This is a genomic window from Armatimonas sp. (assembly GCF_964826245.1).
Window position 1 is genome coordinate 1 of the sequence record NZ_CBAYMC010000217.1, and the last position, 7,313, is coordinate 7,313.

Annotated in this window: 7 protein-coding genes and 1 pseudogene; 3 read left to right on the forward strand and 5 right to left on the reverse strand. The window is 59.1% G+C overall.

What is annotated here, in order from left to right:
• Positions 1 to 297 precede the first annotated feature (297 nt).
• Positions 298 to 636 carry a hypothetical protein gene (locus AC1XOS_RS17500; RefSeq protein ID WP_481963506.1) on the forward strand — a complete coding sequence of 113 codons (339 nt, stop codon included), beginning with the start codon at positions 298 to 300 and terminating at the stop codon, positions 634 to 636.
• Positions 637 to 716: 80 nt separating this feature from the next.
• Here the strand turns inward: AC1XOS_RS17500 and AC1XOS_RS17505 are convergent, their stop codons facing one another.
• On the reverse strand, positions 717 to 2,483 hold the full coding sequence (locus tag AC1XOS_RS17505; RefSeq protein WP_481963507.1) for a carbohydrate ABC transporter permease: 1,767 nt from the start codon (positions 2,481 to 2,483) through the stop codon (positions 717 to 719).
• The gene (locus AC1XOS_RS17510; RefSeq protein WP_481963508.1) at positions 2,484 to 2,879 is read right to left on the reverse strand and encodes a hypothetical protein; all 396 of its coding nucleotides are present in this window, start codon (positions 2,877 to 2,879) and stop codon (positions 2,484 to 2,486) included.
• 17 nt (positions 2,880 to 2,896) lie between these two features.
• On the opposite strand from AC1XOS_RS17510, the gene AC1XOS_RS17515 reads away from it, so the two are divergent.
• Entirely contained in the window at positions 2,897 to 3,100 is a 204-nt protein-coding gene (locus tag AC1XOS_RS17515; RefSeq protein WP_481963509.1) for a hypothetical protein, read from the forward strand.
• Here the strand turns inward: AC1XOS_RS17515 and AC1XOS_RS17520 are convergent.
• Both AC1XOS_RS17520 and AC1XOS_RS17525 read right to left on the reverse strand, forming a co-directional pair.
• On the reverse strand, positions 3,097 to 4,377 hold the full coding sequence (locus AC1XOS_RS17520; protein ID WP_481963510.1) for an alpha-L-fucosidase: 1,281 nt from the start codon (positions 4,375 to 4,377) through the stop codon (positions 3,097 to 3,099). The genes AC1XOS_RS17515 and AC1XOS_RS17520 overlap by 4 nt on opposite strands.
• A gap of 14 nt (positions 4,378 to 4,391) precedes the next feature.
• Entirely contained in the window at positions 4,392 to 5,435 is a 1,044-nt protein-coding gene (locus tag AC1XOS_RS17525; protein ID WP_481963511.1) for a 3-deoxy-7-phosphoheptulonate synthase, read from the reverse strand.
• A gap of 246 nt (positions 5,436 to 5,681) precedes the next feature.
• Here AC1XOS_RS17525 and AC1XOS_RS17530 point away from each other — a divergent pair, with 246 nt between their 5' ends.
• Positions 5,682 to 7,130, forward strand: coding sequence for a PASTA domain-containing protein (locus tag AC1XOS_RS17530; protein ID WP_481963512.1), 1,449 nt, complete (start codon positions 5,682 to 5,684; stop codon positions 7,128 to 7,130).
• Here the strand turns inward: AC1XOS_RS17530 and AC1XOS_RS17535 are convergent.
• Positions 7,114 to 7,313, reverse strand: a pseudogene (locus tag AC1XOS_RS17535) (hypothetical protein); the annotation flags it as partial. The gene AC1XOS_RS17530 and the pseudogene AC1XOS_RS17535 sit on opposite strands and share 17 nt — an antisense overlap.

Genomic DNA, 7,313 nt, shown 5'->3' on the forward strand with positions numbered 1-7,313 from the left:
ACGCCTGCATCGTCAGACGTGTCTAGCCCCACCAGAACATCGGGGTGCTTCTCCTGCGGCAGACCCGCCAAAATTGTCTTCAGAGCCGACGGCCCGATCTTGCTCGCTCAGCCCGCGCAGCGCACCCGCGCCGTCAGTCGCTGCGCCGCCAGCTCGCGCTTATTGGGCTCTGTTGTGTTGTCCATTGTCCTGAAGATACCCGCATTGCAGGTCAGAGTCAATAAAAAAACAGATGTTTGCTTTTTCGCGCTATTTTGGCTATACTGTGCTCACAGAAAGCGAGAAAAGGAAAGTAAGATGGCATCAGGATTTGGACTGTCCAACAAGGGCAAGCACAACAGCGCGGGTGAAGAAGTTCAGGATATTGACTGGGACAATCTTCCCGTGCCACAAAAAAACGGCTGGGGCATGCAACCGAGCAATGCCCCCACACCTCCGCCCACCACCGACGACGAGTGGCTAGACTCCCAGCTTCCTGCACACGAGGACGAGAGCCGTGGCGCACGGGTAAGCGACTTTGACGAAGACCAAGACGCGGGCAGTGAGCTCGGTGGGGCGCAGATGAAGACCAGTAAGAAGAAGCTCGACGACCCAACAGGCGGTGTGAAGGTCAAGAAAGCACCCCTTCCCCGATAGATATTTTCACGGAGCAGATCTAGGGAACCTTGTTGTAGTGCGGCCCGACCAGCCAGCAGTCAGGCCCCACAACGGCCTAGCTACTTGAAGCTGGGCAGGACAATGCCACGCAAAATCACTTTTTGAGCGGCGAGGAAGACGATAAGAATCGGGAGGGCGGCCAGCGTCAAGGCGGCGAAGATGACGTACTGGGGGGCATTGGACTGCAAGTTGTAGAGCGCCACCATGATCGTCCACATCTTCGGGTCTTGACAGACAACCAGCGCGAAGAGAAACGCCCCGTAGGCTCCGGTGAAGGCATTGAGCGCGATGACAGAGAAGATCGGCAGCGAGAGCGGGAGCGTGATCCGTGCAAACATCATCAGCTCGGTCGCGCCATCGAGGATGCCCGCTTCGTAGAGCTCTTTGGGGAGTGAGTCGAAGAAACCTTTGAGCAAGAAGATCGAGTAGCCGCTGGCAAGGCCAGGGAGAATCAGAGCGCCGAAGGTATTGAGCAGCCCCAGGCTCTTGAGCATCAGAAAGTTCGGGATCATGGCCACTTCGGCGGGAAAGGCCATGGTCGCCAGGAGAAACATCAGCACTTTGTAGGTGTAGGGCAGCGGGTAGCGCGAGAGCGCGTAGGCACACAGCGGGTTGACGATGAGTGCTCCCAGGATCGAGAGGACACAGAACACCACCGTGTTAAAGAGCGTACGACCGCTCTGCCCGCCGGTCATGAGCTGGCGGTAGACATGGACAAAGTTGCGGCCTGCAAAGTCGCGGCGTAGCTCGGAGCCGTGGCCCTTGACGAAGGCAAGGTCGGCGAGTGCTTGGGGAGGCTGGGCAGCGGGGTCGCCTAGCTTCTCGCGCCATAGGGTCTCGGGGGTTACGGCCTTGAAGGCACTGATGGGGGCATCGGTCTTGATAAACTCCATCCAGTCCGTCAGTGAGATACCATCGGCAGGAGGCGCGGCGGGCAGCGGGATTAGTGGGCGCTTGCGCTTGGTGAGAAACGCCTGCCACGCGGGTGCGGCACTTACCTCGATCTGGAGCATGCGGAGTGGGAACTTGGTGCGCATAAACGCCTCCCAGTCCGTGTAGCTCGCTCCTGCGGGAGCTTTGGGCGAGAGAGTCAGGGCGCTCCAGTCCGCAATATCGGTTTTCCAGGCAGCGTTCAGGCCTTCTAGCTTCCCCTGGTACACATCCTCCTTGAGGTATTTTCGCCAGAGCGCATCCCCAAATGTCGGGATGAGGTAGTTCTTCGGGAGGCTCCGGCGGAACTCCTGCCAGTCCTTGACCTTGGGGCGCTCACTCTGGGGCATCCACGCCCGAAGTGCGGGTTTCTCAATCGGGGCGGTGATGGTCTCAAACCGGACATTTTCCTCGCGCCAGGTTTTATTGACGGCATCAATATCGTTGTTGTATTTTTGCCGGAGCCAGTCTCGAAAGCGCATCAGAAGCGGCGCAGGGGCGTTTTCATGCTCCCCAAAGCCCGCCCGCAAGAGGCTTTCTGGGAGACTCGCCACAAACGCGTCCCACTCCCCCACTTTATCCGTATCGCCTGTCGGAAGAGGCACCTCCGCGACTTTTTTATAGTCCGCGTGGTGGGCCGCGTTGAGCTCGTCTATGTTATTGGCGTAGCGATCCTCAAGGTACTTGACATAGAGCGCCGAATCTTCGCGCCAGTAGGCAGGGATCAGCCGAGCAGGAGCGTAGTCGTTGAAGTCCGACTGGCTCTTGGTGGCCGTCGAGAGCATCAATAAAAACGGATAGAGAGTCGTGACCGCACCAAGGCTGAGCACGAGATATAGTGCCGCAAGCCCCGCACGAACCTTAAACGAGTTTCTCCCAATCGGCGAGATGTGCATCTATTTTCGGCTAGCCAGGAACTCTTCTTCTTTGGCCGTAAGCTCATCGGGGGTGATACGCTTGGCCTCGCCGGGGGCAAGATCCGCGACCGCAACAAGAATGGCGTAGTTGAGAGCGAATTTCTTCTCCGCCCCCGTCAGGCGGTTTCGTGCTTCCTCAGAGAGCCCATCGAGCCACTTGGTTTTCATGGCCTTCTCGTTCTCTTCGTGGCGCTTGCGAAGCTCCGTCGGAAGCGCATCACGGTCTACCAGCACCGACGCTTCCTCATCGTAGACTTTCAGGATCGTGCCGCTCATGCCAGCGTAGTGAGGATAGTAGAGTCCGCTCTTGATATCAGCGGGAGTTTGTTCGCGCACGGCGATTGTAACGGTGTCGCCGGAATTGATCTTGGCCATGCGGGTATTATACCCGCATGGAATCCTACGAGCACTTTCGCATCGCAGTCTGGGTCTTTGGCATCCCCACGATTATCGCCCTCACCATCCGCGCGATCCGAAAGATGCGGGCCATCAAAAAGCGCCACGAGGAGCTACTGGAAGAGGCGGAGCGCAACCCCCAAAATCCTCATCAGGCCCTCGCGGAGCTCTATGCAGAGCCCCAGAAGCAAAGACGCTAGCGAATCAGCACATCACCGGGCTTGTTTGATCTTGGTGTGACAAGCGCGGGTAGTGGATGGTCGAACTCCAGCTTGATGACCGGTGTCGTATCGGCGAGGGTATTGGTAGCCAAGCCCGTGAGCCTCAGAAAGGCTTGGTGCTCCACATGGTCGCTTGGGGTCATCTCCAGGGAAAAGGCAACGGGCTTGCCTGTATTGAGGAGAGTGGCCCGTGCCGGGGCAATAGCAAGCGGCTTGAGCTTGATGGCGCTTCCCACCAAGTCCGTGTGGCAGATAACATAGAGCGTATTGGCTTTTCGGGTGAGTAAAACGCTCTTATTGGCCGCAAGCTCCGAGCAGGGCGTCGTGCCCTCAAACGCCTCGCGCACGGCCTTGTACCAGCGCCCTATCCGCTTGAGAATCCCCGCAGACTCCACTGGAATCGTGCCGTCGCCCTTTGGCCCGACATTGAGCAGGTAGTTGGCATCCCGCGCCCGAAACTTAGCAATCGAGCGCATCAGGTGCCGGTCGGTGTAGTAGTCCTCGTTTTTTCGCCAGCTCCAGCTCTCCATCCCCACGGACTGACAGGCCTCCACGCGTCGCAGAAAGTCCACTTTGCTCTCGTAGTCGCGCTCGGGGGTGCCAAAATCGCCCTCATCGTAGCCCCGGTCGTTGATCACGGCCTTGGGCTGGAGCTGACGGATGAGTGCGTTGATGCTCGTGTCGCGGTGCAGGTCCACGTTCATGTCCCACCAGAAGCCATGGAGCTCGCCATAGTGGGTGCAAAGCTCGCGCACCTGCCCCCGCACAAACTCCGTGTAGGCCAGTAAGTCGGGGCTGTCTTCTGGCTGCGCGGGGATCTCGTGGTGCCGCCCCTGGTTGGGGTAGCTCGGGTGGTGCCAGTCCGCGATCGAGTAGTACAGACACAGCGGGAACTTGCGCCTCTGGCACGCCTCAGCGAGCAGCTTGACGATATCTTTGCCGTAGGGCGTGTTCATCGTGTTGTAGCGCGTGAGCTTCGTGTCCCAGAGGCAGAACCCATCGTGGTGCTTGGTAGTGAGGCAGAGATACTCCATCCCCGCCTCCTGCGCCAGGTCCAGCCACGCCTCGGGACTGAACTTCGTCGGGTTCCACTGCGCCGCAAGCTTTGTGTACTGGCTGCGTGGCACCCGCCGCCTCCACTGTTCCTGCTCGTGCCAGCCATTTATCGCGTAGAGCCCCCAGTGCACAAACATCCCGTAGCGGCGCTCAAACCACCAGTCACGTCCATCACCAAATCGCGGAACCAGGCTATTCATGACCCTATTTTAGCTTAAAACATCGCGTGAAGCCGCCCTAAAAGTGCCTCCGTGTCGTCCCAGCCCAGACAGGCATCCGTGACGGACTTTCCGTAGACCATCTCGGGGCTGATGCTCTGTTTCCCTCCCACTAAGTTGCTCTCGATCATCACGCCTAGGAGCGACTTATCGCCCTCTAGCCGCTGACGGCCGATCTTCTCGGCGACAAAGGGCTGGCGCTCCGGGTCGTAGCCGGAGTTGGCATGGCTGGCATCCACGACGATACCCGGGGGCAGGCTCACTTTATCGAGACACGCTACTGCGCGGGCGACACTGACTCTATCGTAGTTGGGCTGGCTCTTCTTACCACCCCGCAGGATCAGACACACATCCGAGTTGCCCGGCGTGCGAATCACGCAGCAGCGGCCCTCTTCGTTGAAGCCCAAGTAAGAGTGCTGGCTCTGCGCCGACTGCATCGCATCCAGCGCGATCTGGAGCTCACCATCCGTGCCATTTTTGAAGCCTACCGGCATGGGCATGCCGCTCGCCATCGCGCGGTGTGGCTGGCTCTCGGTGGTGCGGGCTCCAATCGAGCCAAACGAGATCAGATCGGCGAAGTAGTCGGGAGTCGCGGTATCTAAGAGCTCGGTGGCGACAGGCAAGCCCAGCTCCGTTATTTTGACGAGAAGCTTTCTTGCCCGGCGTAGCCCCTCGCTCATGTCGTAGGTGCCATCCAAGTGCGGATCGTTGATGAGCCCACGCCAGCCCACGGTGGTGCGTGGCTTCTCAAAGTACGTCCGCATGAGCACCACCAGCTTATCGGCGTATTTTTCCGCCAGCGGAGCGAGGCGGCGCGCGTAGTCGAGGGCGGCCTCCGGGTCGTGGATGGAGCAAGGGCCGGTGACCACGAGAAAGCGGCTGTCCTGGCGGCTCAACAAGCGCTGAATCGCCACTCGTCCCGCATTGACCGTGTGGTAGGCAGCGGCACTCACCGGAAACTCTTCCCGCAGAATCGCGGGGGCAGGAAGGACGGTGCGCACCACGGCGCGTTCATCACGTTTGTCGACAATCTGATCCATGGATTTCTTCTCTTTTCAAAAAACAAAAAGCCCGCTCCGGTTGTTTCCGGGCGGGCTTAGCTCTGGTGTCTGGCGACGCTACAAAGCAGCTTCCTCCCGGTTTGGGAAAAAGTAAAAGCTAAAATACCAAAAGCTATTGTTTGTGCGTGCCATGTGTTGGGCTTACTGTATCATGCTCAGTATGGTTTTGCACGAGTCGGTGCATCGTGGAACCAGAATACTCTTTTTGTCGTCAGAATTAAAAACATGTCACTCTCGGAAATTCAGCCCAAGCGCCTTGCCCACACACTCTTCTTAGACTTTGTCGGCTACTCACGGCTCACCGCCGACTCACAGGCGGCTGTCCAAGTGGTGCTGCAAAACCTGGTCTATAATCTTCCTGCCTTTCAAGCGGCTCGCAACGACAGCCAGCTGATGGTGCGTAAGACCGGCGATGGAATGGCGGTCGTTTTCTTCCAAGACATAGAGTTCCCTCTTGCCGCTGCCGTCGCCTTGGATGAAGTGATCAAGCACCAGTCCTCAGGCCTCCGGGAGCAGGTAGGCGCACCGTTCCGTCTGCGCATGGGGATTCACTCCGGCCCGGTTGTGATCGTGGACGAAGACGGCGATGGGATTATGGATGTGGCGGGCGAGGGCATCAATATCGCCCAGCGCGTCATGGACTGTGGCGATGAGGGGCATATTCTCGTCTCGGCTGCTGTCTTTAATGCCGTTGCCGAAAAAGAACACTGGAAGTCGCTTCTTCACGATCTGGGGATTGTTCGGGTAAAGCACGACGAGCTGGTGCACCTCTACAACCTCACGGGGCAGCGACCCGATAGCACGATCATGGGCTTTGAGGGGCTCCCTCGTAAAGTCCACGAAGCGCGTGCTCGCATTCAGCAGCTTGTCGAACAAGAAAATAACCGAGAGCAGACCGAAAACCGTGCCACTCTCACCAACTACGCGCTCCGTGCCGCCTTGTTAGTGGGCGCTTTTGTGCTGGTCGGCAGCCTGCTTTTCCTGCTCTGGCGCAACAGTACCATCAATAGCGGTGAGGTTAAGCACGTCGCCGAGGTCATCCGCAAGAACAAGCTCGCACAAGAAAATAAAAATAAAACAGCGCCTGCGGTCACTCTAGCAACCCCAGCTCCGACCAATCCGTCAGAGAGTGCCAGTGCGATCGTCCATGCCCGTGTCCCCAATGTCGTGGGGATGCAGCGGACGGATGCAGAGAAAGCCCTTGCAGGCTTTGGCTTGACCCTAAGCCTCTCCCCGCAGACCCCTGAGGTGGGGAACGCCACGGTTCCTGCAGGGAGTATCGTTAATCAGTCTCCGCCGCCGGGTGAGCAGAATGTCCGTGGGGGCGTTGTCTACGTCACTCTGGCCAAAGGCGCAGGCACCCCGGTAGCCCCCACGCCAGAGCCACCGCCGCAGAGTGCCTATACGGGAGTCCTCGTAGATGGGCGCAGCTTTACGCAGCTAGCCAATGCGCAGACCGCAGGGCTTTTCGGCCCCAACGACGCCCCGCTCTACTCGGCAGCGAGCATGACCAGTGACGAAGTTGAGGCCATTCAGCAAGCCGGGATCAATCCGCTTCGGCTCACCGCGATCGTGGCGGGCCCGAACGGGGTTGGTCTCTCAGCGGAGGACGTCGAAAAGCTCCGCGCCCTCCCCGAGACGATCCGCGCCAAGACCGTCATCTTGCGCCCCTAGCCCGATCGCGTCGTGCCCGTGCGCTGAGTAGCTCACAGCGGGCGTTGATAACATTGCTCTGAGCCTGCGTCAGAGCGGCTTGGGCATCGGCGAGGTCTAAGAGAGGTGAGACGGTGCCCTCACTCACCCCGGCGTTGTACTTCACCCGGGAGAGCCGTGCCGCCTCTTGAGCCGTCGCCTCCA